Raw genomic sequence first — 25,562 nt, forward strand, 5'->3', positions numbered from 1 at the left:
ACTGAATCTCCCTAATGCACTACAGGCGCGCTTTTGCGCAGCGCCTTGAGGGCCCGTTCAACATAGACAGGCGCCAAGTGAGCCCTGTACTCCGCGCTGGCTCGGAAGTCGCTCGCAGGGTCAATGACGCTGCCGACAGCAGCAGCGGTGCGCGCAATCACCTCGTCGCTCAGGGTGGTTCCCTCTGCGATTTCCATCAACGCGTGGGCAAGCACCGGCGTCTCGGAGAGTCCACCGAGACCGATGCGCACGTTCTGCCATGTGCCGTCGTCCTTTTGGTCACCGACCACCGCGACTGAAAGAACGCAGAAATCGCCGTGACGGCGTACGACCTCCATGAACGCATGGTGACGCGGTGCGGGCGGAATCTCTATCTGCGTGAGCATCTCGTCTGGTTCAATGGCTGCAGCGTAGGGACCGTCATAAAAGTCCTCCATGGCAATCTCTCGAGAACCATTGGGACCATGAACGTGTAGACGCGCGTTCAGCACAAGGCATCCCAAGGGCATCTCGGCGCTGGGGTCTCCATGCACCAGACTACCGCCCAAGGTCCCACGATTACGCACCTGACGGTCTGCAACGTGCCGAATCATCGTGGACAACAGAGGTAGGCGCTGGGCCACCAGCTCCGAGTGCTCGACCATTGCATGGCGCGTAAGTGCACCAAACACAATGTCGTTGCCGCGAGGCTCAATGACTGACAGTCCGGGAATCGCGTTGACATCAATCAAAGCGGTGAGTCGCCATAGGCGCATGTTCAACATGGCCACAAGGTTCTGACCACCCGCAAGGACCCGAGCCTCGCCTGGCTCGTACTCCGAAAGTAGCTGAACCGCTTCTTCGACTGAAGTCGCGCGGTGGTATTTAATCGGCGCGGATTTCACGCTGCTCCCTTGGCTCCAGTTGCGGCTGGCTTTGCAATTTGATTACCTGCCATACGTGCAAGGACGTGACCAATCGGCGAGCGCGACTTTCCGACGATGCTCTGGGCCGCCTTGCGGCTCCAAACGGTTTCCGGCCGAACTTGAAGCACCCGGACATTGCCGTTCACGTCGACGGCCCACTCGATGTCTTGAGGCGCACCGCGACGGCGCTCGATGTGCTTGGCCAGTTCTGCCAGCGCAAGCACGTGAGATTCCTCCAAGCACGACACGCCAATCCTGGTCTCTTCGATAGGCAGAACGGCGACACCCTGACTGGGGTCGAATCGGTACTCCTCGCGCTGGTCGCTGCGTTTGCGCTCCACGATTTCGAACGTGACTTTGTCCACCATGAAGCGCGACGGCGTAATGTCGCCTTTCACCACGCCTTCACCAAGACCCCACACGGCCTCCATGGCGACCTTGGAACGGTCGCCGTTGAGCGGGTTGAGGGTGAACATCACCCCAGCAGCACGGGCTTGGACCATTTGTTGAATGCCGACGCACATGCCGAAGTCGCCACGGGAGATGACAGCCTGTCCATCCACGCGGTACGACAGCACTGCCTCGCCGAACATTCCCACCCAGCACTGACGGACGTGGTGCAAGACGGACTCGATGCCACACACCCACAGGAACGTGTCGTACTGTCCGGCGAAGCTCGCACCTGCCAAGTCCTCTGACTCTCCGCTCGAGCGCACTGCGACCGGAACGTCCTTCACACCCGTACGACGTTCAAGCTCAGCGTACGCCTCGCGGATGTCTGCTTCCAGTTGAGCAGGCAGGGGAGCGTTCAGCACCCCGGCAATCAAGGTTTTGGTTTCGGACTTGATGTCTTCCAGGGCCATCTTGTCCGCTGCGGCACTGACGCGCCGCGCTTCTTCGCTCAGCCCGGCTGCATCCATGAAGCTGCGATAGGCGCTGGTTGTGATGCCAAAGCCTGGTGGGACGGAGAAGCCGCTGGCGGTCATCTCACCTAGGCTCGAGAACTTGCCACCCAGAGCCGGATGCCCGTTTGCAATGGGGTCATCCAACCAGAGCACGAAGGGAGCTGCAGCACTCATGCTTGCACCGCCTTTTCCAGCACGCGAACCGTGCCTTCGGTTCCGTCAACCTCGATGAGGTCGCCGGTAGAAACGTTCACCGTGGCGAAGCCGGTCCCCACGACTGCCGGCAGCCCGTACTCACGAGAGATGATTGCCGTGTGAGCCATCATTCCGCCAACGTCGGAGACGGCGGCCGAGATGCGTTGGAAGACCGGGGCCCAACTAGGCGCCGTGATGCGGCACACGAGGATTTCTCCGTCTTGCACATCGTAGAGCTGCTCGGACTCGGTGATAAGACGTGCGCGCCCTGTCACCTTACCCGCAGATGCTGCGATGCCTCGCAGCACGCCGTCTTCTGCCGTGTCGCCGCCGAGCCATTGTTGAATGGTCTCTTGGGTGATGCCCCAGAGCATGATGGTGAGTGGCTCCGTGATGGACTCCGGAGGCACACCCAAGGCCGGCGGAGGCGACCATTTGGCCAGAGCATCCCGAATCTTTCGGCGCTTCTGAATGATGGGGCGCCAGTACACCTCGCCACGAGGAGGAGTGCCGACCGCCCAACCAATAATCATGTCGTACAGCGCGTCGTACACCTCGTGGCGGTGCAGATAGAAGATGTCCTCCTTGTCGTCAAAGAACTTGTGCGCGACGAACACTTCGCCGAGTTCACGGACTTTCTCCCAGAACAGGGAGTGGTGCCAGTGTTCGACGAAGAAGTTGTGGTCTTCGACGTAAGGATAGACCGTGCGTGCGAGCTTGACCAGGCCGTCGAATGCCTCGCGGTCATCTTCCGTGGGAAGAAGCTCACGGTATTCCTGGGTCACGCGGGTGCGCGTCTCGATGATTTTGTCGAGAGGGCGACGGATGTCTTCGCCACGGCGCAGTGCCTCGATGTAGCCGCGCAAGGCGGTGAAAGGCAAGCGGGGGTCCGTCATCCAGACTGCGTCAGAGTGCGTGTAGCCCACACCCGTAGAGAACCAGAACCAGGGGTTGCGCGATTCTTCATACGCAGCTAGCCAAGCGGCGCCACCCGGAAGCGAGCCAACAGCCTTCAGCGCCGAAGCAGGGTCCGAATTGGCCAGCAGCGCCCCGTCCACCGACAGCTCGATTGCGCGTGACGCCAGCTTGCGCAGCTCGTCGTCGGGGCGGAAGAGCAGGATGTCGATGCCAGACACCATATCGGTGATGGTCTGGTCACTGATGCCCGGGAACGCTTGCTGACAGAACTCGCGGAACGTCAGGTAAGCACCATAGCCGAGGTTCAGCATTTCGAAGTGGTACGAGCCCATCTCGAAGAGGTTCTCGATGAGCCGGTTGTACGAGCTCAGCAGGTCGTGCGAAGAGTAAATGCCGCGGTGACCGTAGACGTTCTCCTCAGGCTCGAACTCCGGCAGCGGCTTGAACTGAATCTGCTTCAGGCGTTCGATGCAGCCGTTGGCCTTCTTCTTCCATTCAGCATAGATGGTGTCCCAGTTCTCGTAGTAGTGGCCAGCACGCTCGTTGAAGAGCTCTGCGCGGCGCGCCACTTCGGCGGGGTCGTCGATGGAGTTCGGGCTGACGTAGAGGTAGCCATTTATGATGCGTTGGTCGATGCCCATTGCCACCGGAATGGGCCACACCTTCGTGGTCATTTGGCTGGCTGCCACCCACCAGTTCTCAGTCATGATGGTGTCGAAGGGGTACAGCGGCTCTGGGTTGTGCATGCCATCGAAGTACCAAAGCTTCTGCTCTTCCACGGCGCGGCGCTCTTCGCTGATGTGAGCGTAGTAGGGGTAGAGCTCCTGCCAGCCCTCGGCGCCGGGGGGGGTCGCCACGTCAAATGGGCTTTGGAATCGGCGCTTAGCGCTGGGGGTGGTGTTGTTCTGCACTGCCATTTTGTGTCCTGTAAATACCGTTGCATGAGCAAAAGTGTGACCACTTTCGCCGACACCTGAGTCGGCGAAAGTGGCCGGTGGTCGTATCGCATATTGCGACGCTGTCTCCATGCAAATGGTATACCAACTAACGATTTGTGCATTAGGGAAAGTCTTAGGAGGTAGTTTCCCTTACAACCTTCCCGTGCGTTTGAAAGTTGACCAAAAAAATTAGCTTGCGGATAACTTATTGTTTTTAAAGGCTTTTATCCTTTATCCTTGCACGATGCGTTGCTGAAGCCAAGCACGACAGGCACGCACATTGCGTAGCGTTGGCAGGCAGGCCCGGTTTCAACCCTATTTGGTGCATCCATTTTGGCATACCATTTGGCGTGAATCGTTTTGGTGCTGATGAGGCGGAGATAGGCCTCCAAAGCATTGAACGCACCGAAAAGGTGCGCTGCCCAACGGTCGTCAACCCAGGTTGCCGGCTTCATCAACCGCAAAAAAAGGACCTCGTCATGTCTTCTAAGATTCAAGAGCCCACTACCCAGACGGTGATGCCAGGCGCGAGCGCCGCAGGCACACATCGAAGGGCTGTGCTCAAGGCCGCGGCCGCAGCCGCGATGCTTTCTGCCGGAGCACCACTCGCTTTCGCACAGGGTGCCCCCAACTCCGAGCGAATTGGTTGGGCCATCTCGAAGACGGGCGCCAATGCCGGCGGCGTCTCTGCCTCCATCTCGGGCAATTACCGGCTGTGGGTCAAAGAGGTGAATGACGCGGGCGGAATCATGCTCAAGGCGTTCAACAAGCGCGTTCCAATCGAGGTGGTTGAGTACGACGACCGCTCGAGCACCGAAGAGGCTGTGCGCTACACCGAGCGCCTTATGTCGCAAGACAAAGTGGACTTCGTGCTGGCTCCATGGGGCACGGGCAACAACCTCGCCGCCGCGCCGACCTACGAGAAGCACGGTTATCCCCTGCTGGCCGTGGCAGCGCTGCCGGCCGATGCGACCGCACTGGTGAAGCGCTGGAAGCACGCCTTCTTCTACGAAGGCGATGCCATCCCTTATGCCGAGGCGCTGCTGGACGTTCTGGCCGCCAAGCGCAAGGAAGGCCTGATTGGCGACACGGTCGCCATGGTCAATATCGCCGACAGCTTCGGTGTGGAAGCCGCCAAAGCCGCGCGCGCCGCCATCAAGAGCCATGGCTTCAAGCTGGTGTACGACAACACCTATCCCATTGGCGTTCAAGACGTGACGCCCATCATCAACGAAATCAAGAGCAAGAACGCTGACTCATTCATCGCGTTCTCCTATCCGCCCGACACCTTCCTACTCACGGAACAGGCCAAGGTTCAGGGACTGAACCCCAAGGCGATGTACCTTGGCATCGGCACTGCGCTGCCTGCGTATGGCCAGAAGTTTGGCGCCGACCTGGAAGGTGTGATGGGGCTCGGGGGTGTGGACTACGGCAGCCCCGTCATTCAGAGCTACTTCAAACGTCACAAGGACCTGACTGGCTACGAACCGGACCGCTTCACCGCACCCCTGGTGTGGGTCTCGCTGCAGATGCTTCAGCAGTCCATCGAGCGGGTTGGCAAGGTCGACCGTGCTGCCGTCACGCAAGAGCTGCGCAATGGCAGCTTCGAGACCATCTTCGGCACGGTGAAGCTGCAGAACCAGATTCTTCGTGACCTGTTCTACGTCGGCCAGTGGCAGAACGGCGAGTACTACGGTGTCGCGCCCATCTCGAAGAAGGGCGCCAAGCCCATCGTGATGCCCAAGCCCGCCTGGAAGAAGTCCTAAGCGTCCCTCACTTCGTCGCCTGCCCAAGCCGCTTGTTCGCAGGCTTGGGTAGGCAGAAAGACTTCGATGAACTTTGTTGACGTGCTGCTGACGGGTGCGACCCTTGGAGGTCTATATGCGCTCGTGGCGATGGGGCTGACTCTGCAATATGGGGTCGCTCGCATCATGAACCTGTCGTACGGTGAATTCCTCATCGGGGCAGCCTTTATCGCCTGGATTGTGTCAAAGCTTGGCCTATCGCCTCTTTGGGGACTGCTGCTCGCAGTGCCTCTGGGATTCGGCGTTCAATGGTTGGTTTACCGCATTCTGATGGTGCCGCTGGTCAAGCGCACCGGAGCTGGGCCTCAGTTGGAGGTGGACTCAATCCTTGCCACATTTGGTTTGCTTTTCATTGTGCAAGGGCTGATGCTTTTGCAGTTCACGGGCAACTACCACAGCTACAGCTATCTGGCTGAACCCGTTCAGATTCTCGGTGGAACCGTCGCTGCAAACCGCTTGCTCGTCCTGTGCGTCGCGGCAGCCGCAGCTGCTGGCCTGTTTCTGTTGCTCAATCGTACGCGCGTAGGGACCTCTGTCCGGGCGGTTGCTGTGTCTCCTCAGTTCGCTCCCCTGGTGGGCATTAATGTTCGCCAGCGAGCTGCTCAGGCATACGGGCTGGGCGGCGCACTGGTGGCAGTCTGCGGGGTGCTCGTGAGCATGTTCCTGCCCTTCTCGGCCACCATGGGCATCATGTTCACCATGAAGGCGCTCATCGTCGTCATCATGGGCGGCGTGGGCAACCTGATGGGTGCGCTGGTCGCCGGACTCCTCCTCGGCTTTGCCGAGACCATCGTCGCCAGCATCGAGCCTGCGCTCATCCTCGCCGTCAACTACGGACTCTTTTTGCTGGTTCTGCTTGTGCGCCCCACGGGCCTGTTTGGGAGCGTCGGGCGATGAGCACGAAAGAAAAATTTGCATGGGCGGCAGCCATCGCCGCCGTCGTGGCCCTGGCCATGCTTCCGTTCGGCATCGAGAGTGACTACTCCCTCGGGTTGTACCTCAACATGTTGATGTACTCAGTCCTGGCAACGGCTTGGGCCTTGTTCTCTGGACCGACCCGATACGTCTCGCTGGCCAGCGTCGCATTCTTTGGCATGGGTGCCTACGCGGCCGCGGTCCTCGGCGAGGTCGTTTCCTGGCCCGTGGTGCTCCTCGCCGCAACTGGCATCGGCATTGTCATGTCGCTGTTGGTGGGTCTTGCGACGCTTCGACTCTCTGGGGTGTACTTCGTCATCTTTAGCTTCGGCCTGGCCGAGCTGGTGAAGCAGCTTGTGAGCTGGTACGAAGTCAAGTTCAGCAAGGTGTTGGGCCGCTACGTGACCGCTGACGTAACGACTCAGGACATCTACTGGCAACTCCTGGCGCTGCTGGCCTTCATCCTCCTCATCCGCGTGTTGATTTCCAGGTCTCGACTCGGCCTAGCCCTGCGCGTCATCGGCGAAGACGAGACAGTTGCCCGTCACGTAGGCATCAACACCACGACGGCGAAGGTACTGCTGTTCATGTTGTCGGCGTCTTTCATGACCCTGGCCGGAGCCATCATGGCGCCCCGTTGGACCTACCTCGACCCGAGCATCGCTTTCTCGGCGACGGTGTCCTTCCAGACGCTAATCATGGCGCTGCTGGGCGGAGCGAGTGCCCTGTTCGGCCCAATCCTCGGTGCCGTTCCCCTCGTGCTTCTGTTTGAGTACCTCTCCGGCAACTTCCCGAACCACTATCCCATCTTGCTGGGGCTCATCTTCATTCTCATCGTCTACCTGTTGCCCAACGGCTTGGTGGGCGCCGTTGCGCAGCTCAGGAGACGAGCATGACTTCACCAATTCTCAAACTGCAGCAGGTGACGCGTCGGTTTGGCGGTCTGGTAGCCGTGGACCGCGTGGACATGGAAATCTTCGCGGGCGAGGTGATTGGCCTGGTGGGACCCAATGGCTCGGGCAAAACGACGGCGCTGAACCTCGTTTCAGGCGCACTGTCTCCTACGTCAGGGACCATTCAGTTCCTGGACCATACCATCAGTGGACTGGCCAGCCATCGCATCGCTCGCATGGGCGTTGCGCGCACATTCCAGTTGGTTCGTGTGCTTGGCAGCTTGACTTGCGCAGAGAACGTGGAGGTCGGCCTGGCCTTCCACCCCAACGGCGTGCACGGTAAAGCCGCTCGAAAGCAGGCAATAACACTGCTGACCAAAGTGGGCTTGCAGAGTCAGGCTGATGCTCCTGCAAGCAAGCTCACATACATCGACCAGAAGCGGCTTGAACTGGCGCGTGCTTTAGCCCTGCACCCTCGCCTGCTGCTGCTTGACGAATGGCTTGCTGGTCTGAATCCCACCGAGCTCCAGGAAGGCATCGAGCTCATCCGCTCCATGCGTGCTGACGGCATCACCATCGTGATGGTTGAGCACGTCATGGACGCGGTGAATGCGCTTTGCACCCGATGCATTGTTCTCAGCAGCGGCCAAAAAATTGCGGACGGGCCAACGCGCGAGGTGCTCAGCAACCCGGCTGTCATCGCTGCGTACCTGGGCGAGGACGAGTCTGACGCCGAAGAGGAGGTTAACCATGCTTGAAGTCAAGGACATCTCCGTTCGTTATGGTCAACACAGCGCGCTTGACCGAGTGAGCCTTCAAGTCGCACCTGGTGAGATTGTCGTGATGCTGGGCGCGAATGGGGCGGGCAAGACGTCCTTGCTGAAGGCGCTTGGCGGCATGGTCCCTGCGCAGCCGGGCGCTCGCGCGACGCTCAACGGCGTGGACCTGATGAAGCTGCCACAGCACGACATCGTCAATGCTGGACTGGCACTGGTTCCGGAAGGCCGCGGTGTTTTCGGTCAACTCTCTGTGAAGGACAACCTACGACTGGGTGCGCTTCCAAAGCGTGCTCGCGCGGGCGAGGCAGAGATGCTGGAGCGAATCGTTTCGCTGTTCCCAAAGCTCAACCTTCGAATGAGCCAGACGGTCCGGACGATGAGCGGCGGTGAGCAGCAGATGGTTGCCATCGGTCGCGCGTTGATGTCCCACCCGGACATCCTTCTTTTGGATGAACCATCGCTCGGGCTGTCACCACTCGTGTGTCGCGAGCTGTTCAGTGCCCTCCGCCGAATTCGAGAACTCGGCATCGGTGTGCTGCTTGTAGAGCAGAACGCCCGCCAGAGCCTGGCCATCGCAGACCGCGGCTACGTGGTCGAGACCGGCCGCGTGGTTGGTGAAGGCAAAGCGCAAGCGCTTTTGCACGACCCCGCCGTCCGCAAAGCCTATCTGGGCGCCGCGGCGCACTGACCGTGAACCCCTGACCCTCTAACCCTTAACCAACGAGAGACTCCAGACATGAAGCCTTACCGAATTGGCCAGATTGTGCCCAGTTCAAACACCACCATGGAAACGGAGATTCCGGCGATGCTGCGGTTGCGCGAGCAGGTGCTGCCGGAGCGTTTCACCTTCCACTCAGCGCGCATGCGCATGAAGCATGTGAAGAAGGAAGAGCTCGCGGCGATGGACGCCGAATCCGACCGCTGCGCGTTGGAGCTGAGTGACGCACGCGTGGACGTTCTGGGTTACGCCTGCCTGGTCGCCATCATGGCCATGGGTCGCGGCTATCACCGCCAGTCTCAAGCGCGCCTTGGCGAAGCAACTGTTAGCAACCAGGGTGCCGCACCAGTTGTTACCAGTGCTGGCGCCTTGGTGGACGCGCTGAAAGTCATGGGCGTCAAACGCATCGCATTGGTGGCGCCCTACATGGTGCCGCTGACCGAATTGGTCATCGACTACATCCAGAACGAAGGCTTCGAAGTTTCTGACTGGAGGGCGCTTGAGATTCCGGACAACCTCGAAGTCGGCCGACATGACCCGTCGAAACTGCCCGGCATCGTGGCAGACATGAAGACGGACGATGTGGATGCCATCGTGCTGTCAGCGTGCGTCCAGATGCCTTCGCTTCCCGCTATCGCTCAAGTGGAGGCCCTGACCGGCAAACCCGTCGTGACCGCTGCGGTCGCCACCACCTACGCGATGCTTGGCGCACTCGGCCTCGAGCAAGTTGTGCCTGGCGCTGGCGCGCTGTTGTCTGGTCGCTACTCCAAGAAGGCGCTGGGATGAGCAGTACCTTTCTCTACGGCTTCCACGTTCCCGCCAACGGAATTCGCCACCACCTCTTGCGCTATGGCGGAAAGGGTCCGAAGCTCCTCGTCGTGCCTGGCATCACCAGCCCGGCTGTGACGTGGGGCTTCGTGGCGGAGACTCTCGCACAACACTTTGACGTTAATGTTCTCGATGTGCGTGGCCGCGGCTTGAGTTCGTCGGGTCCTGAGCTCGACTACGGCTTGGATGCCCTGGCAACCGATGTCACCGCTGTTCTCAGCGCGCTCGACTGGCAAGAAGCGACCGTGTTGGGTCATTCCATGGGCGCCCGAATTGCTGTTCGCGCGGCCGCCCATATGCCATCTCGGTTTGGCCGGCTCCTCCTCATTGACCCGCCAGTAGGCGGGCCGGGTCGTCGCCCCTACCCCGCGCCGCTTGCGTGGTACATCGACTCCATCCGCCTAATGGCTGCGGGGCAGCCGTGGGAAGAACTCAAGCGTTTCTCCCCCACTTGGACCGAAGCGCAACTGCGACTGCGTGCACAGTGGCTGCACACGTGCGACGAGAAGGCCATCGAGGAAGCCTGGAACGGCTTTCACAACGACGATGTTCACGCCAACTTTGCCTCGCTCACGGTTCCTGGTCTCCTGATGATTGCCGGGCGCGGCGGCGTCATTCTCGACGAGGACGCCGCTGAAATCGCCCGCCTTGCACCCGGGCTGAAACAGGTCGTGGCCACGGACGCGGGTCACATGATTCCCTGGGACGATGAGGCGGGCTTCTTCCGCTTGCTCGGCCAGTACCTGAATCTCTCATTCCACCCTGAAGGAGCATGACATGCCAGTCAGCGACGTAGAACTCATCCGCGCCTGGGACCAGGTGCTCAGCCTCTCCGGCGTGCGCTCAGGCGACATGGTGACCGTCCTCACCAGCGACAACACTCACCCTCAGACGCTGCGCTGCGCCACCATCTCTGCGGCGTCTTGCGGTGCGGTGGTCAATCGGCTCGACCTGCCACCTATCAACGGGGAGAAGGCACTGAGCCGAGATTCGCTGGCGTACCTCGGGACGACACCCTTGACTGGTAACCGCGCCGCAATGGCGGCACTGAAGGCTAGTGACTACGTTCTCGACCTCATGACCCTGTTGTTCTCCCCTGAACAGCAGGAGCTCCTTGAGTCGGGTACGCGGATTCTTCTTGCGGTTGAGCCGCCTGAGGTGCTCGTTCGTCTTGTTCCCACGCCGGAAGACCGAGAGCGCGTGGCCACTGCCGCTCGCATCTTTGAGGGCAAGAAGGCGATGTACGTCACCTCGAAGGCAGGCACGAATGTCCGCATGCCCTTGGGACAGTACCCGGTGGTGCAGGAGTACGGTCTCGTTGACCAGCCGGGGCGTTGGGACCACTGGCCAAGTGGCTTCATTCTCACCTGGCCGAACGAAGGCGAGGTTGAAGGAACCATCGTTCTCGACAAGGGTGACATCCTGCTGCCCATGAAGAGCTACGTTCAGTCGCCTATCACCATCACCATCAAGAAGGGCTTTGCCACGAGCATCGAAGGTGGTTTGGATGCCGAACTGCTCAGTGAGTACATGGCATCTTTCAACGACCCCGAAGCATACGCTATCTCGCACATCGGCTATGGACTACAGAAGCGAGCGTTCTGGAGCACGCTGTCGCTTTATGACCGCGAGGCAACCATCGCCATGGATGCTCGCGCGTTCAACGGCAACTTCCTGTTCTCGATGGGGCCCAACAACGAGGTGGGAGGAACTCGCTCCACGCCGTGCCACATCGACATCCCCATGCGTAACTGCAGCGTGGCGCTCGACGATGTTCATGTCGTTCGGGAAGGCAAAGTGGTTGAAGAACTGCACTCAGCATCGAGAAAGGTTGCAGCATGAGTTCCGCGTCCAACGTGCAGCCTCACGACGCGGATGACGTCGCCGTGTATGCCCGCCAGGGGCTGGGCGCGAGCCTGGGCCTGCAGGCTCCCTTCGGGTTGCTCATCGTCGACTTTGTGAATGGCTTCGCCGACCCTGCGCAGCTCGGCGGCGGCAACATTGCATCCGCGGTCGAGGCTACCGTTCCTGTGCTCGCGCACGCCCGCGCGAGCGGCTGGCCAATTGCCCACAGCCGCATCGTCTACCCCGCCGACGGCAGTGAAAGCAACGTGTTCGTGGAGAAGATTCCAGGGATGCGGACGCTGCACGAGGACGCGCAAGCAAGCGCCATCGTTCCCTCCCTTGCGCCTCGCGCGGGTGAGCTGGTGGTGCGCAAGACGGCTCCGTCCGCGTTCTTCGGAACAGCGCTCTCCGCTTGGCTGACTGCGCGTCGCATTTCTACGCTGTTTATCGCTGGCGCTACCACCAGTGGCTGTGTGCGCGCCAGCGTGGTGGATGCAATGAGCTGGGGCTTTCGCCCAGTGGTGCTCGAAGACTGTGTTGGGGACAGGGCAATCGGTCCTCACAATGCAGCACTCTTCGACCTTCAGGCGAAGTATGCCGATGTCCGCCCATGGAGCGACGTGGCCACTCGACTCTGAGGATGACCTGCCCCCATTGACCGTACCAATGGATTGGAGAAGTCTGGGGTTAAAGATTAATCGAAGTTTTGTTTCTGCTCACTGCCAGCGGCACCGCCAGCGCGCTGGAGGTGCTGCTGGGCGAATCGTGCCGGCGGGATGCGCCCCAGACTGCTGTGCGGCCTGACCTCGTTGTAATCCCGCCGCCAATGTGCAACGCACTCCCGGGCCCCTTCAACCTCCCATTGGCGTCGAAACTCTGACGCGCAACCAACTCCCGCAGCGCAGCGCAGAGTTTCGCCTCTCTAGGGTCATCGGACATGAAGGCATCTAATTGGCTCGCCACAACAGATGAGGGCGATGCTATTTGAGCATCCAACATTTACCTATTTTTCTTGAACCAGCGAACAACCGCCATAGCTTGCGCGTGCCTGCTTACGGCAACTCTGTTGGTGGGGTCCTTTGCAGCTTCGCCCCAGTCCTCAACGCGTCTCTCCCAGTAGGGCAAGTGCGTGGAGTCAAATACGAAGCAGTTGCAGCCCGCGCACATGGTGATGCTGCGGGTCTTATAGTTAGGCTTTCGTAGCATCCACGACGCCCCACCCGCAGCTTGCTGGCAGCGAGACTCCAGAGGAGCGGCGCTGATGAAACAGTTGCCGAAGTCATTGAAAAAAATCCGGATGTCGTGCGCATAGACAACCTCCTTGACCTTAGTACGCAGCACTCCAATGTCCTGAATAGAGTCGAGTTTGGCGTCTGTCAGAAAGCGGTCCACAGCTGCTGCCATATTGCCGAAGACAACTTTCCTCTCGCTTCGACTAACAAAGAAGTCAACTGTCGCACTGTGTGCCAAGCTGTCCACCTCGTCGGCCAGTCTTTGAATGGGCTCGTAGTACCCCTTGTAGGTAATGGACTCATTGAGGTGTCCGTAGTGAAAGCTCAGCGCCGAGAGCGATGATTTTCGGGTTTTCAGACAGTAGTCCGCGAAGGTCTTGCGTCCTTGGTGAGTCCTGATGCAGCCCCCTCTGGACTGCCGATAGCGCATCAAGTTGTTGCCGAAGCTGTCGTAGTCAGGAAGCCTGGATAGGTTCACAAAACACCGAATGAATCGACGGCAGGCCTGCTTGGCAAGCGATATCCATCCCGAGATGAGCTGTAGATGTTTTTTCGGTCTTATCGTGCTCCTTATTAGGAATCACTGCTGAGCCTGCGCCACCGCTAATCTCATGTTCTGTGTGTGACATGGGCGGAGGGCCGATTACCTTTAGTACCGCCTCTACTTCGCTCGGTTGCATGGCATTTGGCAGCAAGATGTCCTCGGTAGACTCCTTGCCATAGCCAACACGTTGTCGGAGTTCCTTGCGGCGGTCATCAAGAAAGTAGGCCACATTAGCCGCCTTGAACAAGGTACCTTCGGGAGCTCCTGAACACAGGTCAGGAAGATTCTCCGTTGCCCACTGGTATAACTGTTGAATTGGCACTAGACGTCTTGAGACTGTGGCCTGTCGGAACGTTTGACTGTGATGAGGTGACACCAAGTTCATGCTGTCGACGTAGCGTCCTAAATCAGCCCACGTGGCTTTGTTCCAAGGGATTTCGAACCGGGCGCAGAACCGCATCCAATCAAGCAAGTCACTTGAGTAAGCTTCTACCGTGTTAGCGTTGTACGTCAGGTTGCGAGTGAGATGCTTGTCTGTCATGTAAAGCAACCCGACTAAGCGCAGCATGACTGACACACCTTTCTGAAACGGGGTTAGTCGGTCAGTCCGCCGCCGGCTTCCGACGGTCACAGCACTCAGACAGCAGCGTGTGGGTGACCTAATAAGCCGATAATTTCAGGCCTAATGAATCAACGACTTACGCGTCATGGGCAAACATAAGTTGAGAAATTTGGACGCATAAGCTGAGAAATTTCTACCAGCGCTGTTTTTTCAGGCATCTCTGCGTCCGCCGCGATGCGGCGTCTCCCATCAAAAACAGCGTGGGGCATCAATGAAAAAGCGTCTTCTGCGTATGAAACAGCACTATACGCTTGATTGTTCGCTCAACCGGGACAATGAGCCCACGGATAGCGTCAGGCCGCAGAGTCTTGGAACTGGAGCCAGAGATGCTGGGATTCGCACGCAGGCCCCCGTCTCAGGTTTTTCTCTCACCGACGGAAGGTGAGTGAACAGAGCTGGGATGTCGCGCGGTCGACGCTGATGCAGACTGAGCGGCCGAGTTCGACACAAGCCTGATGGCACCACGAACAGACCGTGGCCACCGTCGCGCTGTTGCACAGCAATGGCAGTGAACTTAACTACCCATGCAGCGGAGCACGTCGAATTGTGGCACTCAACAAATGCCCCGCCGCTAGCGCATTCAGTCTCAGTCAACACTGGCACCCGAGGAGCGAACAATCTTGGCCCACTTTTCGGTGTCACTTTGGATGCGTTGAGTGAACTCAGCTGGAGAGGACGAAAGCGGCGTAGCCCCCTGGCCAGACAACTTGTCTATCGTCGCTTTCTCCCTGGAAATTTGAGTGATTTCGGTAGATAACTTGCTCAAAATTTCTGGAGGCAAGTTCTTTGGTGCAATCACACCAAACCACACGTCCGCCACATATCCGGTCACGCCAGCCTCAGCCATGGTGGGCACATCTGGAAGTGCTGGCGAACGTGACGCTCCGGTCACTGCTAGCGCACGCAGGGCGCCCGATTTCACATGCGGCAATGAACCCGGTAGGTTGTCAAACATCAGTTGAATCTGGTTACCCAACAGGTCTGCCATCGCAGGACCGCTGCCTTTGTAGGGTACATGGGTCATCGATGCCCCCGTCATCGACTTGAACATCTCACCGGTCAGGTGATTTGTCGTCCCACTGCCTGCCGACCCCATGTTCAAAGTTTCAGGCTGACGTTTCGAGTAGGCAATCAGTTCTGAGACCGTCCTCGCCGGGACTTTTGGGTTGACCACTAGGATGTTTGGAACGCTTGCAAAAGGCGCTACGGGCGTGAAATCTTTATGCGGGTCAAATGGAAGCTTCTTGTACAAAGAGGGGTTGATGGAGCTGGTTCCGACCGTTCCGAAAAGAAGCGTGTAGCCGTCGGCGGGCGCCTTGGCGACCAAGTCCGCGCCAATATTTCCACCTGCACCACCACGGTTGTCGACCACCACCGACTGCCCCAGCTTTTCGGACAGCCTCGTTGCCAGCAAACGCCCCAGGTTGTCGGTGGTACCTCCCGCCGGAAATGGCACCACCAACCGAATCGGCTTGCTGGGAAAAGCATCGGCGAAGGCGGAGGATGCAGCGAGCGCAACGACGACCGCTGCAGTGAGCTTGGAAACACAAATCATGGTTCGTCCAAATGTAGATAGGTGGATGGAAAGTAGTTGAAAGGAAAAGTCGCTCAATCAGCAGACAGGTCAGCAAGTTCGGTTAGCTCGCACTGAAGCCTGGTACGTGAATCCGCAACCATCTGCCGAGTGCGCATGGCTCGCTCTTGAGCTTTGTGGAGCTCATCCCGCTGTTGTGCGATTCGCAGGACGACCAGAGAGGGTGCAGGCCCCCCCTTCGCAGAGCGCGACTCAAGGCTGTACGCCGGGTCGAGACACAGTCGCACGGACTGGTCACTCAAGCAAATGGGCCTACCCGTCTGCTCCGTGGCTGCCGCGTTGACCATCTCCGCTGTGATGTCGCTGGCCGGCAAGCTGGCATCCAGTGCCTGACGCACCACAGCCCCCACGACATGATGTGCTTCTCTGAAGGAAAGGCCAGATTCACGGACCAGAGCGTCAGCCAGGTCCGTGGCCGTGGAGAAGTCCGTGCGAGCCTTGTGCAGCATGGTCGCTTCAGCTGGCCTCGCGGAATCGATGACCAGCTTGAACAGGACGAGACAGCGCAGGCATTCATCGGCACTCTCCCAAAAGCTGCGCATGCTCTCCCGATTGCCATCGCCGCTGTGGGTAAAGTGCGTACCCTTCACCGCTGACATCGCCGCTGTCAAAAGACCTATGAGGTGGCTTGTCTTCCCCTTGAGGTATTCAACGACCACCGGGTTCTTCTTCTGCGGCATGATGCTCGAAGTTCCCGCTACGCTGTCGGGGAACTCAATCAAACCGAACTCCGGAGTGGCCCACACATAGAAGTCCTGGGCAATTCGTCCCCAGGTCAGCGATGCGATGGTCATCGCAGACATCAACTCCCAGGCGAAGTCACGCGAAGCCACTGCATCTAAGGAGTTCTCCACGCATCCCGAAAACCCGAGCAACCGGGCCGTCTCCTCGCGCTGAATTGGGAATGCGGTGCCAGCCAGAGCACCCGCTCCAAGGGGGCTCGCATCCATATTGACAATGGCCTGCTCTATTCGTCCTGCATCACGCGCCATAGCCTGCGCTACGGCAGACAGATAGTGACCGTAGCTGATGGGCTGAGCGGACTGAAGATGTGTGTACCCTGGCATTACCACATCGGCGTAGGCGGCAGCACGCGATAGCGCCACCTCCCTGGCTGCATTCAACGCATCCAGCACATTGAGCCCGATGTCTCTCGCTCGCAGCCGGTCGTGGGTCGCAAGAATGTCGTTACGGCTGCGAGCCACGTGCAGACGCCCACCCACATCTGAGCCCGCCAGGCTCATCAGTTGCGCTTCGTAGTTGAAGTACGCATCCTCGCGCTGCGGGTCCAACGTGACCGCGTCAGGTCCGTCGCCTTGCATTTTCACGAGCGTCCGAGCAAGCAAAGCGGCAACGTTTGTTGGCACCAAGCCCGCCTTTCGCAACATCAAGAGGTGGGCAGCGTTGATGTCGGTCAGGTAGATGAACCCACTCGCGAACTCGCGATTGAGCCGCGGTAGGTAGATGTGGTCGCACACCTCCTGTGCGGTGGGTTGTTGCAAACGACGACTTACTTTGGATTCCATGAATTGCCTGCTTCCTGCCACTGGGGAACCGTTCCCCCGAGTTCTTGAGCGAAGTATGAAAACCGCATGACATGCCGTCAAATACGAGTTTTATAGGAACCCATACATCCTTGTTATGCTCATTGAAAATACGCAGAGGTGCAAATGAAGTTCAAGCAGATTGAGACATTCAGGGTGGTGATGCTCACGAGGTCAATGACCTTGGCTGCCAAGGAGTTGCACACCACCCAGCCAAACATCAGCAGGTTCATTGCCCAGCTGGAAGCCGAAACAGGCCTGCACCTCTTCGAGCGAAAGGCTGGGAGACTCACGCCCACTGCGGAAGGGGACGCGTTCTACCAAGAGGTTCAGCGCTCGTTCTTGGGCATGGACGCCCTCGAGAACTCGGTACGACTGATTCGACAACTGGGCACTGGAACGCTTCGCATCGGAGCAGTACCGTCAATTGCGATGAGTGTGATGCCCAAAGTCATTCAAGTGTTCCGGAAACGCTACCCCGATACCCCGGTCTCCATCCACACCAATGACTCACCAACGGTGGCGAAATGGACGGCCACCCGCTACTGTGACCTCGGTCTTGTTTCGTACCTTGTTGACACTGCGGGCGTTCAGTCGAGTCTGTGGGCGCAAGAACAGGGTGTTTGCATCGTTCCCGTAGGCCATCGTCTGGCCAAAAAGCGCTCGGTCAAACCAAGTGACTTTGATGATGAACCATTTATCTCGCTCACACAGGGTGATGGCACGAGAGAGGCGGTGGACGCGGCGTTCAATCCAGACCGTCGCAAGCTCATCTTGGACACCCCATATGCCCCCACCATTTGCAGAATGGTCGAAATGGGCCTTGGAGTCAGCGTGGTCAACCCATTGGTGGTGCGCAACATGAGCCTGCCAGGAATCAAGGTGCTTCGATTCGAGCCCGCGGTGCAGTTTGCACGGCACGTGCTAATCGCTCAGCAGCACACAGAGTCGGCGCAGATGACAGCCTTCATGCGGTGTTTGGCTGAGATTTGAGGGTCATGAAATCCCTGGTCCTGAAGGTCGCCGCATGAACACCAATTCGCTTGGCCGCTTGTGTGGCGGTCATATGCGTTGCCGTAGCGGCGACCTCAGGCGTGGCAAAGTCTATGCACGTACCGTCGAACTCTGCTTCGGCTACGCGCAAGATGACGTCAAGGAACTGCTGTAATCCTTGGCAATGGTGCAGCGCCTTTAGGCGCTCGTACCACGGTCCGAGTCGGGTCCGCAATGTACGGCCGTCTGGATTGCCGGACAAAAATCCGGGCTCTCACGTGCGCTTCAAACTGCGTGGGCCAATTTGGGAGCAACTGGTCCATGGGCGCAAGAAATTCCACGCCCTGACTGACGGCACCAGGCCCAGAGGCGTTGGTGCGTGACGGTGCAGCATCGGGCACGTACCACTGACAAAGGGTGCGCACCAACTCAGTCACCGCGTACAGAGTGCTTCCTTCGACCGCTGGTGTCCGAGCAGATGCACTCGGCACAGGTAGATGTTGGCCAGGGCCAAGGCGGTGAACGCACGCGTGGCGTTCTTTTGCAGCCCGCGATAGCGCACCTTAGTGAACCCCCATAGCCGCTTGACCACGGCAAAGACGTGTTCGACCCGAGCACGCAAGCGCGACTTGTTGCGATTCTTGGCCCGCTGCACCTCATCAACCTCTCCCGCACGGCGCGTGCGCTGGTTGGTGAAGTCCTTGGCCTTGGGTGCCTTGCTCGCTATCAGTGCCTTCTGGCTGGCATAGGCCAAGTCGCCATAAACGCGCTGCTCGTTGCCGTGCAGCAAATCAGGCAGTGGATGTTTGTCGTGCACGTTGGCCGCCGTGACCACCGCGCTGTGGGCCAGCCCGGTTTGGCTGTCCACGCCGATGTGCAGCTTCATGCCGAAATACCACTGCTGGCCCTTGCGGGTTTGGTGCATTTCTGGGTCTCTGGCTTTGGCGGCGTTCTTGGTGGAGCTGGGTGCACCAATGATGGTGGCGTCCACGATGGTGCCGGTGTTGACCTTGATGCCGCGCGCCTGCAACTCCTTGCCCACGCGTGCGAACAGCGCTTCGCCCAACTTGTTGTCGCCCAGCAGATGGCGGAACTTGAGCATCGTGGTGGCATCGGGCACTGGCTCGCAACCCAGGTCAATGCCGACGAAGCGGCGCAGGCTGGCACTGTCGTAGAGGGCTTCCTCACACGCCAGGTCGGCGAGGTTGAACCAGTGCTGGATGAAGTGGATGCGCAGCATGCGCTCCAGTCCAATGGGAGGACGCCCATTGCCAGCCTTGGGGTAGTGCGGTGCGATTTCTTCGCACAGCGCCGCCCAGGGCACCAGCGCCTCCATGGTCTTGAGGAATTCGTCGCGCCGCGTGGGCTTGCGATGCTGTTCAAAACCCGACTGGGCGTCGGCTGCCATAGCAAGGGTCTGCTGCTTCATGGCCCAGTAATTTACCCACGCTGGAGTAGCAGCGGAGACTTTTTCAGCGTTGCCCTAAGCCTTCCCAGAGAGTAGATAGACATTGCTCTGTGTCCGACGAAAGTACTTTCGGACATCTGCATGGGTCACGGGGCTGGGAATTGCGTTGTGCATCTCTCAACGCTGATTTGCGAGGTTCCACAGCCGCAAGCGGCTGTTCCACCCCGCCTCACAAGAGGAACAACCGGTTAAACAAAACCCGAAAACCAGCTGCCTGTTTTATTCACTATCGCCAGACACGCAGTTTCTGTCGCTCCATAACATGCTCGCAGCCCCGGTAGGGATTGACCGATAGCTCAAAGAAGATGTCGGGCGAGTCGTTGGCGCACAGGGCACTGCGCGCGGTCTCGAAATGCACGCGGGTGGCGGGCGAAGGACGGCTGTCGCCATCGCCCTCGTCGCACGCAGCAGGCCCGCCCGGCGCCCCGGCGCCCCATTCATCACCGCCCTCCCGACCTCCGTGGCCCGGGGCGAAGCCCTCCGCATTGCCAGGTGCCCGAACAGGGCTCCACCCGTCATCTGCGGGCTCGCGCTGGTCTTTTGCAAACCGGTGCGCCATGGCTGTCGCCGCACCTCGGCCGCGAATGGCTTGCAGCGGGACGCGGATTTCCTGCGGCTGTTCGGGCAGGTCGTCTTCAGGAGGGGGTAAGAGGCCCATAGCGAGCGGGGGTGGGGTCGGCGCTAAAAAACTGTTTATTTATACAGTATTTTGAGCCTCCATTCTTCGATCACCCCATCAAGCCCCAAATCAGTGCAAAACCTTGCACCAACTCTTGGCGCGCTTCTTGCTTCAACTTGGTGCAAATCTGTGGCGTATCCCGAAAACGCACCAGAGTCGATCAATCACTATCGCGAGGACGTTATGGAAGCACTCAAACAGGGCACAGATGCCTTGTTCATCTTGCTCGGGGCGATCATGGTGTTGGCCATGCACGCCGGGTTTGCGTTTCTGGAGCTGGGCACGGTTCGCAAAAAGAACCAGGTGAATGCGCTGGTCAAGATCCTGGTGGACTTTTCGGTGTCCACGGTGGTCTATTTCGTCGTCGGCTACACCGTGGCCTACGGCACGCATTTTTTTGTTGGCGCAGAGTCGCTGGTGCAGCTCAGCGGGTATGCGCTGGTCAAGTTCTTCTTCCTGCTCACGTTCGCAGCCGCCATCCCGGCCATCGTGTCGGGCGGCATCGCAGAGCGCGCCAAGTTTTGGCCACAACTGCTGGCAACGGCAGTCATCGTGGGCTTTGTGTACCCGTTTTTTGAGGGCATCGCCTGGAACCAGCATTTTGGAGTGCAGGGCTGGATCAAGGCCGTGACGGGCGAGGAGTTCCATGACTTTGCGGGCTCGGTGGTGGTGCACGCCATGGGCGGCTGGATTGCGTTGCCGGCGGTGATCCTGCTGGGCTCTCGCGCCAACCGCTACCGCAAGGACGGTGCGATCTCGGCCCACCCGCCATCGAACATTCCCTTCCTGGCGCTGGGCGCCTGGATCTTGGTGGTGGGCTGGTTCGGCTTCAATGTGATGAGCGCGCAGTCCGTGGACAAGCTCTCGGGCCTGGTCGCGGTGAACTCGCTGATGGCCATGGTGGGCGGCACGCTCGCTGCCCTGGTACTGGGCAAGAACGACCCCGGCTTTGTGCACAATGGCCCGCTCGCAGGTCTGGTGGCCGTGTGTGCGGGCTCGGACCTCATGCACCCGCTGGGTGCGCTGGTGGTGGGCGCGGTGGCCGGGGCCATCTTTGTGCTGATGTTCACCTTGACACAGAACAAATGGAAGATCGACGACGTGCTCGGCGTATGGCCGCTGCACGGGCTGTGCGGCACCTGGGGCGGGCTGGCGGCAGGCCTCTTTGGCAGCAAGGCGCTGGGCGGGCTGGGCGGGGTGAGCCTGTCGGCCCAGCTCATCGGCACGGGCCTGGGTGTGGTGTGGGCCCTGATCGGCGGCGTGGTGGTGTACGGCATCCTCAAGCAGACGGTGGGCATCCGGCTGACGCAGGAAGAAGAGTTTGACGGTGCCGACCTGAGCATCCACAAGATCAGCGCCACGCCCGACCGCGAAGTGAGTTGGTAACCCAACACCCGGCGACGGCATCGGACCGGCGAGGGACCCGGTGCAAGGCCTGATACGGGTCCAAGCCGTCGCCTTGGCGCGCTGTCTGACAGCGGATGGACCGGTGCGCAGCTATACCTGAGCCCTGCGCCCCAGCGGCTCCACGGTCACAATCGCGCCATGCTGTCTTCGCCCCCCTTGTCCGTCGTCACCCAGCCCCAGTCGGCCCGCTCCAGATGGCTGGGCATGGTCGTGCTGCTGGTCACCCTAGCCCTGGCGGGATGCGCGGGCCTGCCCAAGGAGGTGGACCGCCCAGTGTCGGTTGCTCTGGCGGCTCCCGGCGACACTCCACTGGGGAAGCTGGTCGCCGCGCGCAGGGCCGCCGAGGGGGCACGGCATGCCTCAGGGTTTGCACTGCTCAGCGGCCCACAGGCTGCCTACAGCAGCCGCCTGGCCCTGGTCGACGCCGCCCAGAAAACCCTGGACCTGCAGTACTACGCCATCCATGCAGACGCCAGCAGCGAGCGCCTGCTGCTCAGCGTGATGGCCGCGGCACAGCGTGGTGTGCGGGTGCGCGTGTTGCTGGACGACTTTCACAGCACCGGGCGCGACGCGCAGGTGATGCGGCTGGCGTTTGTGCCCAATATCGAGATGCGGATGTTCAACCCCGTGACCGGTGCCCGGGGGTCGCCCATCGGCCGCATGCTGAGCCTGCTGGGCGACTTCTCGCGCGTGCAGCAGCGCATGCACAACAAGCTGTTCATTGCCGACAACGCCATGGCCGTCACCGGGGGACGCAACCTGGGCGATGCCTACTTCGGTAACGCCGATTCGGGCAACTTTGTGGACCTGGACGTGCTGGCCGCAGGCCCCATCGTGCAGGACCTATCACGCAGCTTTGACAGCTACTGGAACAACGAACGCGCCTACCCGGTGCAGTCGCTTATCACCCAGAGCGAACTCGACCACTTGCGCGACAGCATCCGAGTGGCCGACGAAGGGCGGAGGCGCCGTGTCGCAGGCCAGGGTGGCACCACGGCGCCCGACCGCTCACCGCCCGACATGGGGCCCGGCACCACCGCTGCGCAGCGGGCGCGCATCTGGAACTACGAGCCCATGGACCTGGAGCGCACGCCCTTTGTCTGGGCAGCAGCAGCGGTCCTGGTAGACCAGCCCGCCAAGATTCCGGCCGACAGCGCAGCGGCGGGCAGCGTGCCCAATGGGGCCGCCCCTGCAGTGTCCCCAGCGCCACCCAGTCCTGCCGCGAGCACCCCGGCAGGGGTACCCGGCAACCTGAGCAGCCCCAGCAGTCCCAAGGCCGCTGCCGCCGCGCTGGTGTCGGGCTCCCGCAAAGTAGCGGCGGCAGACAGTCCACCGAGCCCCCTGCCCCGCGCCGGCACGGAGACCAACGAGGCGCAGACCGATACGGTGGTGGATGGCCTTCTGCAGCTCATGGCCCAGGCGCGGCGCGACCTGCTCATCATCTCGCCCTACTTCGTGCCCGGGCCGGACATGGAGGCCGCCTTCGCCGCTGCGCGCGCACGCGGCGTGCGGGTGCGGGTGCTGACCAACTCGCTGGCCTCCAACGACGCGCCCATTGCACACGCCGGCTACGCTCGCCACCGGCCGCAGCTGCTGGCCATGGGGGTGGAGCTGTACGAGATGCACAGCGAGTTGCCCGGCGTGCTGCGGGGGGCGCTGGGCGTGTCGGGCAGCATGGGCAACCACAGCGCGGGCGTCGTGGGTTCGCAAGGCGGCTCGCGCGCCATGCTGCACTCCAAGCTGCTGATCGTGGACGGCCGCTTGCTGGTCGTGGGGTCAATGAATCTGGACATGCGCTCACAGCGGCAGAACACCGAGGTGGCGCTGCTGATTCGCAGCACGGAGCTGTCTCGCCGGGCCACCACGCAGATTGACGCGGCACTGAAAGAGTCCGCCTGGCAGGTGCAAGCCACCGACCAGGGCCTGCGCTGGCGTGCTCCTGAGGGCAGCGGGCTGCCCGACGCCACCACCGAGCCCGACGCCAGCGCCCCCCTGCGGCTGATGCTGCAGCTGCTGGGACCGCTGGCCCCGGACCACTTGCTGTAGCCGGTTTAAGCCCCTTGGGCGCAGCCCGCTCGGGCCTGCAGCTCTGCCACCCACACGGTGATGGCCCGCTGGTCCGTCATGGTGCGCACATGCTGGTAGGCCACCTCTGCCTCGGCAAACCGGCGGCGCAGCAGGTTAAGCCATTGCTTGAGACGCCCTGCGCGCTGGCGCGGCTCCAGGTCGTCGCACACCAGCTGCCAAAAGGCGGCCAGGTGTGGCACCAGATCGGCCCACACCACGGTGTCCGAGTCCGGACGCCCTGCATCGGCCGCCCGAATGGCGCGTGCCAGGCCGGGGTCCGCCACGATGCCACGCCCCAGCATCAGCGCGTCGCAGCCCGACACCTCACGGCAGCGCTGCGCGTCGGCCACCGTCCAGATCTCGCCATTGGCCACCACGGGAACGGAGACCGCCGCACGGATGGTGGGGATGTGTTCCCAGTACGCCGGTGGGCGGTAGCCGTCGGCCTTGGTGCGCGCGTGCACCACCAGTTCGGCCGCGCCGCCCGCCTGCATGGCCTGGGCACATTCGCGCATCCGCCCCGTATCGTTAAAACCCAGGCGCATCTTGGCCGACACCGGCAGGTGCGCGGGCACAGCGCGGCGCACGGCACCCACTACGGCCGCGATGCGCTCGGGTTCCTGCAAAAGCGCAGCGCCACCACCATGGCGGTTGACGACTTTGGCCGGGCAGCCAAAGTTCAGGTCGATACCCTCAGGGCCCAGTGCTGCCAGGCGCGCAGCATTCTCGGCCATGCTGACCGGGTCAGAGCCCAGCAACTGCGCCCGCACGGGCACACCGGCCAGGGTGCGGCTGCCATTGCGCAGCTCAGGCACGTAGCGCAGGAACACCTTGTCGGGCAGCAGGGTGCCGGTGATGCGGATGAACTCGGACACGCAGCGGTCCACGCCCCCCACACGGGTCAGCACATCACGCAGCACAAAGTCCAGAAGCCCCTCCATCGGGGCGAGCAGCAAGGTCATCTCAGGGGGCTGCTGGCTCGATGGGCCCTCTCGGAAAGAGGGCCTCCACAGGCACTCAGCAGCAAAAATCAAACAAAAACAGCTTCAAGCGCTAGTGCAATATGCGCTGGCAGCTATCAAATAAGGAGCAAATGTATGGACCGGTGGCGCCCAACGCAGCGCCGGTCAGCCCGTGATTGTGATGCAGGACACCCAAGGGGTCATCACGGCGTCACGCCCGGCTGGTGCAATGCCCGCCTCAGACTGCCACGGAGCCACCCATGCTGCTGCAAAAAACCGAGAAAGCCCGCCTGGAACTCTCGCCCGGTGTGCGCACCCTCAGCCTGCGCGAACGCTCTCTGCTGTTGCTGGCCGACGGCAAGCCGCTGTCAGACCTGCAAGCCATGTACAACGGCATCGGCGCGCAGATCGTCGAGAACCTGATGCGCCAGGGCTACCTGACCGGGCCGGCAGACCTGCCGCCCACACCAGAGCCCACCACACCCACGCCCACACCGTCCATCGAGCGCCCCGCGCCTGGCGAATCCCTGCGGTCGCTGGCCGGGGCCCGCATGTACCTGTTTGACACCTGCGAGCGCCTGTTTGCGCGCCGCGACCCGGTGCTGGCGCAGCACTTTCGCGAGGCACTGCGCGCCGCCAAGGACCGCACCAGCATGCTGGATGTGGGCGAGGCCATGTTCGAGGAAGTCGCTCTCGCAGCGGGTGCCGAGCGTGCCGCCAGCCTGCGAGAGCGGCTGGACCAGTTGCTGCCCACCAGCCCGGTGGCTGAAAACTTTGCCGCTACGCAGCCTGCGCTGCTGGATTGA

General features: G+C 60.9%; 24 protein-coding genes and 1 pseudogene. 14 read left to right on the forward strand and 11 right to left on the reverse strand.

What is annotated here, in order from left to right:
• Positions 1 to 11: 11 nt before the first annotated feature.
• The 3 genes from C380_RS17050 to C380_RS17060 are packed head-to-tail and all read right to left on the reverse strand — an operon-like array spanning position 12 to position 3,840.
• Positions 12 to 884, reverse strand: a complete 873-nt coding sequence (locus C380_RS17050) for a xanthine dehydrogenase family protein subunit M (RefSeq protein WP_015015077.1) — start codon at positions 882 to 884, stop codon at positions 12 to 14.
• Complete coding sequence (locus tag C380_RS17055; RefSeq protein ID WP_015015078.1) at positions 881 to 1,984, reverse strand: PEP/pyruvate-binding domain-containing protein; 1,104 nt, start codon at positions 1,982 to 1,984, stop codon at positions 881 to 883. Before C380_RS17055 ends, C380_RS17050 begins: the two co-directional genes overlap by 4 nt.
• Positions 1,981 to 3,840, reverse strand: a complete 1,860-nt coding sequence (locus C380_RS17060; protein ID WP_015015079.1) for a PEP-utilizing enzyme — start codon at positions 3,838 to 3,840, stop codon at positions 1,981 to 1,983. The genes C380_RS17055 and C380_RS17060 overlap by 4 nt, the downstream gene beginning before the upstream one ends.
• A gap of 578 nt (positions 3,841 to 4,418) precedes the next feature.
• On the opposite strand from C380_RS17060, the gene C380_RS17065 reads away from it, so the two are divergent.
• The 9 genes from C380_RS17065 to C380_RS17105 all read left to right on the forward strand — a co-directional run bounded on the left by C380_RS17065 (position 4,419) and on the right by C380_RS17105 (position 12,282).
• Complete coding sequence (locus C380_RS17065; protein ID WP_015015080.1) at positions 4,419 to 5,627, forward strand: amino acid ABC transporter substrate-binding protein; 1,209 nt, start codon at positions 4,419 to 4,421, stop codon at positions 5,625 to 5,627.
• Positions 5,628 to 5,693: 66 nt separating this feature from the next.
• The gene (locus C380_RS17070; protein WP_015015081.1) at positions 5,694 to 6,563 is read left to right on the forward strand and encodes a branched-chain amino acid ABC transporter permease; all 870 of its coding nucleotides are present in this window, start codon (positions 5,694 to 5,696) and stop codon (positions 6,561 to 6,563) included.
• Positions 6,560 to 7,477: a branched-chain amino acid ABC transporter permease gene (locus tag C380_RS17075; RefSeq protein ID WP_003067067.1), complete on the forward strand. Its 918-nt coding sequence runs from the start codon at positions 6,560 to 6,562 to the stop codon at positions 7,475 to 7,477. Before C380_RS17070 ends, C380_RS17075 begins: the two co-directional genes overlap by 4 nt.
• Complete coding sequence (locus C380_RS17080) at positions 7,474 to 8,232, forward strand: ABC transporter ATP-binding protein (protein ID WP_015015082.1); 759 nt, start codon at positions 7,474 to 7,476, stop codon at positions 8,230 to 8,232. The genes C380_RS17075 and C380_RS17080 overlap by 4 nt, the downstream gene beginning before the upstream one ends.
• Positions 8,225 to 8,941 carry an ABC transporter ATP-binding protein gene (locus C380_RS17085; RefSeq protein WP_003067073.1) on the forward strand — a complete coding sequence of 239 codons (717 nt, stop codon included), beginning with the start codon at positions 8,225 to 8,227 and terminating at the stop codon, positions 8,939 to 8,941. The genes C380_RS17080 and C380_RS17085 overlap by 8 nt, the downstream gene beginning before the upstream one ends.
• Before the next feature lie 48 nt (positions 8,942 to 8,989).
• Entirely contained in the window at positions 8,990 to 9,757 is a 768-nt protein-coding gene (locus C380_RS17090) for a hypothetical protein (RefSeq protein ID WP_003067076.1), read from the forward strand.
• Positions 9,754 to 10,575 carry an alpha/beta fold hydrolase gene (locus C380_RS17095; RefSeq protein WP_015015083.1) on the forward strand — a complete coding sequence of 274 codons (822 nt, stop codon included), beginning with the start codon at positions 9,754 to 9,756 and terminating at the stop codon, positions 10,573 to 10,575. Before C380_RS17090 ends, C380_RS17095 begins: the two co-directional genes overlap by 4 nt.
• 1 nt (position 10,576) lies before the next feature.
• Entirely contained in the window at positions 10,577 to 11,641 is a 1,065-nt protein-coding gene (locus tag C380_RS17100) for a hypothetical protein (protein ID WP_015015084.1), read from the forward strand.
• Entirely contained in the window at positions 11,638 to 12,282 is a 645-nt protein-coding gene (locus C380_RS17105; protein ID WP_015015085.1) for an isochorismatase family protein, read from the forward strand. The genes C380_RS17100 and C380_RS17105 overlap by 4 nt, the downstream gene beginning before the upstream one ends.
• Positions 12,283 to 12,338: 56 nt before the next feature.
• On the opposite strand, the pseudogene C380_RS25630 reads toward C380_RS17105, so the two are convergent.
• The 5 genes and pseudogenes from C380_RS25630 to argH all read right to left on the reverse strand — a co-directional run.
• Positions 12,339 to 12,491 (reverse strand): annotated as a pseudogene (locus tag C380_RS25630) (integrase core domain-containing protein); the annotation flags it as partial.
• Between the two features lie 152 nt (positions 12,492 to 12,643).
• Positions 12,644 to 13,354: a hypothetical protein gene (locus C380_RS17110; protein ID WP_015015086.1), complete on the reverse strand. Its 711-nt coding sequence runs from the start codon at positions 13,352 to 13,354 to the stop codon at positions 12,644 to 12,646.
• Positions 13,332 to 13,988: a site-specific integrase gene (locus C380_RS25105; RefSeq protein ID WP_148279986.1), complete on the reverse strand. Its 657-nt coding sequence runs from the start codon at positions 13,986 to 13,988 to the stop codon at positions 13,332 to 13,334. Before C380_RS25105 ends, C380_RS17110 begins: the two co-directional genes overlap by 23 nt.
• A 640-nt stretch (positions 13,989 to 14,628) precedes the next feature.
• The gene (locus C380_RS17115; protein ID WP_015015087.1) at positions 14,629 to 15,597 is read right to left on the reverse strand and encodes a tripartite tricarboxylate transporter substrate binding protein; all 969 of its coding nucleotides are present in this window, start codon (positions 15,595 to 15,597) and stop codon (positions 14,629 to 14,631) included.
• Between the two features lie 53 nt (positions 15,598 to 15,650).
• Positions 15,651 to 17,162, reverse strand: a complete 1,512-nt coding sequence (gene argH / locus C380_RS17120; RefSeq protein ID WP_015015088.1) for an argininosuccinate lyase — start codon at positions 17,160 to 17,162, stop codon at positions 15,651 to 15,653.
• Positions 17,163 to 17,306: 144 nt separating this feature from the next.
• Between argH and C380_RS17125 the strand changes: the two genes are divergently transcribed.
• Positions 17,307 to 18,173 carry a LysR family transcriptional regulator gene (locus C380_RS17125; protein WP_015015089.1) on the forward strand — a complete coding sequence of 289 codons (867 nt, stop codon included), beginning with the start codon at positions 17,307 to 17,309 and terminating at the stop codon, positions 18,171 to 18,173.
• Between the two features lie 34 nt (positions 18,174 to 18,207).
• A complete protein-coding gene (locus C380_RS25340; protein WP_168162371.1) occupies positions 18,208 to 18,348 on the forward strand; it encodes a hypothetical protein in 141 nt (46 codons plus the stop codon).
• 258 nt (positions 18,349 to 18,606) lie between these two features.
• On the opposite strand, the gene C380_RS17130 is transcribed toward C380_RS25340, so the two are convergent.
• Positions 18,607 to 19,602: an IS5 family transposase gene (locus tag C380_RS17130; protein WP_051022552.1), complete on the reverse strand. Its 996-nt coding sequence runs from the start codon at positions 19,600 to 19,602 to the stop codon at positions 18,607 to 18,609.
• A 265-nt stretch (positions 19,603 to 19,867) separates the two neighbouring features.
• Positions 19,868 to 20,299, reverse strand: coding sequence for a hypothetical protein (locus tag C380_RS25110; RefSeq protein ID WP_015015091.1), 432 nt, complete (start codon positions 20,297 to 20,299; stop codon positions 19,868 to 19,870).
• Positions 20,300 to 20,503: 204 nt separating this feature from the next.
• Between C380_RS25110 and C380_RS17140 the strand changes: the two genes are divergently transcribed.
• Positions 20,504 to 21,706 (forward strand): ammonium transporter, encoded by a 1,203-nt coding sequence (locus C380_RS17140; RefSeq protein WP_015015092.1) that lies wholly within the window; start codon positions 20,504 to 20,506, stop codon positions 21,704 to 21,706.
• Between the two features lie 159 nt (positions 21,707 to 21,865).
• Entirely contained in the window at positions 21,866 to 23,773 is a 1,908-nt protein-coding gene (locus tag C380_RS17145) for a phospholipase D family protein (protein ID WP_015015093.1), read from the forward strand.
• Between the two features lie 5 nt (positions 23,774 to 23,778).
• Here C380_RS17145 and C380_RS17150 read toward each other — a convergent pair whose 3' ends face one another.
• Positions 23,779 to 24,756, reverse strand: a complete 978-nt coding sequence (locus tag C380_RS17150) for a tRNA-dihydrouridine synthase (protein ID WP_015015094.1) — start codon at positions 24,754 to 24,756, stop codon at positions 23,779 to 23,781.
• 260 nt (positions 24,757 to 25,016) lie between these two features.
• Here C380_RS17150 and C380_RS17155 point away from each other — a divergent pair, with 260 nt between their 5' ends.
• Positions 25,017 to 25,562, forward strand: coding sequence for a hypothetical protein (locus C380_RS17155; RefSeq protein WP_015015095.1), 546 nt, complete (start codon positions 25,017 to 25,019; stop codon positions 25,560 to 25,562).

It is taken from the genome of Acidovorax sp. KKS102 (assembly GCF_000302535.1).
Taxonomy (GTDB): Bacteria; Pseudomonadota; Gammaproteobacteria; order Burkholderiales; family Burkholderiaceae_C; genus Acidovorax.